The 2,470-nt window shown below is 59.1% G+C and carries 3 protein-coding genes and 1 pseudogene; 2 read left to right on the forward strand and 2 right to left on the reverse strand.

The window, feature by feature from the left end; genetic code table 11:
* A pseudogene (locus P3T22_RS33120) lies at window positions 1–264 on the reverse strand (hypothetical protein); the annotation flags it as partial.
* Between the two features lie 393 nt (window positions 265–657).
* Here P3T22_RS33120 and P3T22_RS33125 point away from each other — a divergent pair.
* Window positions 658–1,332: a peroxiredoxin-like family protein gene (locus P3T22_RS33125; RefSeq protein ID WP_429327271.1), complete on the forward strand. Its 675-nt coding sequence runs from the start codon at window positions 658–660 to the stop codon at window positions 1,330–1,332.
* A 477-nt stretch (window positions 1,333–1,809) separates the two neighbouring features.
* Here the strand turns inward: P3T22_RS33125 and P3T22_RS33130 are convergent, their stop codons facing one another.
* Window positions 1,810–2,028: a hypothetical protein gene (locus P3T22_RS33130; protein WP_429327272.1), complete on the reverse strand. Its 219-nt coding sequence runs from the start codon at window positions 2,026–2,028 to the stop codon at window positions 1,810–1,812.
* A gap of 206 nt (window positions 2,029–2,234) precedes the next feature.
* On the opposite strand from P3T22_RS33130, the gene P3T22_RS33135 reads away from it, so the two are divergent.
* Window positions 2,235–2,393: a hypothetical protein gene (locus P3T22_RS33135; RefSeq protein WP_429327273.1), complete on the forward strand. Its 159-nt coding sequence runs from the start codon at window positions 2,235–2,237 to the stop codon at window positions 2,391–2,393.
* The last annotated feature ends 77 nt before the right edge of the window (window positions 2,394–2,470 follow it).

Raw genomic sequence — 2,470 nt, forward strand, 5'->3', positions numbered from 1 at the left:
CGCAAGGGGCAGTTCAACCTCTCCATTCTCGGGCCCAAAGATGCCGTTGTGCCTGCCATCTGGAATGCTGTCCTGTCCAATCGATAAGGTGTCCGCAACTATAGTAAGCTTTTCCGCCAATCCACCTATTTGCACCAGAGCCGTCAGGACAATCTTTGCCCGACGCACCAGAGAATGAGGCAACGAACGTGAGCGACTCATGGACAGCAACTGTTTTCGCTCCAGTTCCGATACCACAACCTCGATCCCCTTGCGTCCCATCATGGCCTCCTCTTCATCACGACTCGATCATAGAACAATACAAATTTACGTAAAGTTATTTCTGGGACGGAACACTAGGGTTTTCGCCCGCCACGGTGGAGCGTCCATAGTTTTGGCGCGATTGTGCCGCCACTCTGTGAGCCGCGCCCAACCTTCACAAACCGCCATGCGATAAGTCAACGCGCCCAAGGACTGCTCATGGAAAACCATAGTCCCAGCGTTTCGACGCAACGGACCTAGAGTGTTCGATGTGGAGAACAGAAGGTCTCTGGCACCGTATGTCCTGTCGGAATAAGTGTTATGCCCCGCTGCGGTCTACTGCGTGCCAGACGACTGCCCGAGAATGGTCTCAGCGACGCGCCTTCAGGCACTACCAACATGGACGAGAATTGCAAGATGGAACTTGACCAGGAACTCGCCGCTTTTCGCGCCGAATATGAGCGCACTGCGCCTGCTGAACGGATCGCGCTCCAGGACGCGATGGTCGAGAAGTTGCTAGCGACCTTCCCGATCGCCGATGTGCCTGGAATCGGGGAGCAAGCACCTGAATTTGTATTGCCCAGCGCCTCAGGCCAGATGGTCTCGCTTTCGGAAGTGCTTCGCGAGAGGCATGCAGTCGTCGTGTTCTATCGGGGCGGCTGGTGTCCTTACTGCAACATTCAGCTCAGGGCGTACCAGCGGCTGCTTCCGCAGCTTGCCCGACTCGGCGGCAACCTGATCGCGATCTCCCCCCAGTTGCCCGACGGGTCGCTGTCCACTACTCAACGCAATGCGCTTGATTTCGCCGTTCTGAGCGATGCTGGCAATGGCGTGGCACGGTCTTTTGGCCTCGTCTATTCACTTCCGGAAGAATTGCGCCAAGCGCTGCGCTCGGTCGACAAGGCTCTGCCAGGCATCAATGGGGACGACAGCTGGGAGTTGCCGGTCCCGGCGACCTTCGTTATCGCGAAAGACGGGCGAATGGTCTTTTCCCATGTCGACATTGACTACCGAAGCCGTTGCGAGCCAGACATCGTGCTCTCGGCGCTGCGTTCGCTACAACCGGCGGACCCAGCCTTAAGCGAGGTTTGACGGGGCCTCACAGCCGCGTCAAGAGTGCTGTACAGTCGTGTTCAGCGAGCCAGTGACCGACACCGAAACGTCATGCTCGCACGTGTTCAACACCTTTTGTGAACGGCGGTCGAAATCCGACGTTAAACGGCGGCGTCAGCCAGGAATTCGGAATGTTTTCTAGTCTTCCGTGCTAATCCGAGATGACTGATACGGGTGGCGCTGAGGTTATGGGGGCGCATCGAAAGGAGCCCGTAGGGCGAGTGCAGATGCGCCCCGGCGGGAGCCGGTTCAGGAAGGGGTGACGCAGCAGGCCTGATGCGGTAAAAGAGGATTTGCCGCCGAAGAAACAGGCCCGACACCGGCGCAAACCGCCAAGTTCAATCCGGTGTCGAGCCCAGCACGCGCACGACAGGGTGCGGGCGTGCCCAAGTATGGCACTGCTCGTGAGCTCTGTCGATATCGCATCGGCATTGACAGGGATTGCCGGTGCCGAGCTCAGCCCGCCTCTTTGTCTGCGCCCGTTGCCGGGCGCAGGTCATCGTTTGCCGCCGTTGCGACCACGGCCAGATCTATTGCGACGGCGATTGTTCGTTGCTCGCCCATCAAACCAGCATGCGTGTGGCCGGTCAACGCTACCAGCGCACCCGCCACGGCCGTTTTGCGCACGCCGAACGGTTGCGCCGCTATCGCAGCCGCAACAATAAAGTGACGCATCAGGGTTCCGCTGAGCCTGCCGCCGATGCTTTACTGACACCGACTTCGACGACATCGGCCACAGCAGCGGTATCCACGCACACCACACCTGTGCCTGAGCATTGCCACTTCTGCCACTGCGCCTGTGCGGGCTTCCTACGCCTGGGTCCACTTCGCCGTCGTGTCTTCCATGATGTTCGGACTGCTACTCACTACACAGGTGACCCATGACCATCGGAGTCGAACTCGAGGCGCAGATCCTGCGCTACTACCACGTTGAGAAGTGGCGTTGCGGCACCATCGCGCGCCAGTTGTACGTGCACCGCGGCACCGTGCAGCGCGTGCTCGCACAGGCTGGCCTGCCACGCGGGCTCTGGTGCAAATAGGTGGATTGGCGGAAAAGCTTACTATAGTTTCGGACACCTTATCGATTGGACAGGACAGCATTCCAGATGGCAGGCAC

This window comes from Paraburkholderia sp. GAS348 (genome assembly GCF_050434205.1).
GTDB lineage: Bacteria > Pseudomonadota > Gammaproteobacteria > Burkholderiales > Burkholderiaceae > Paraburkholderia.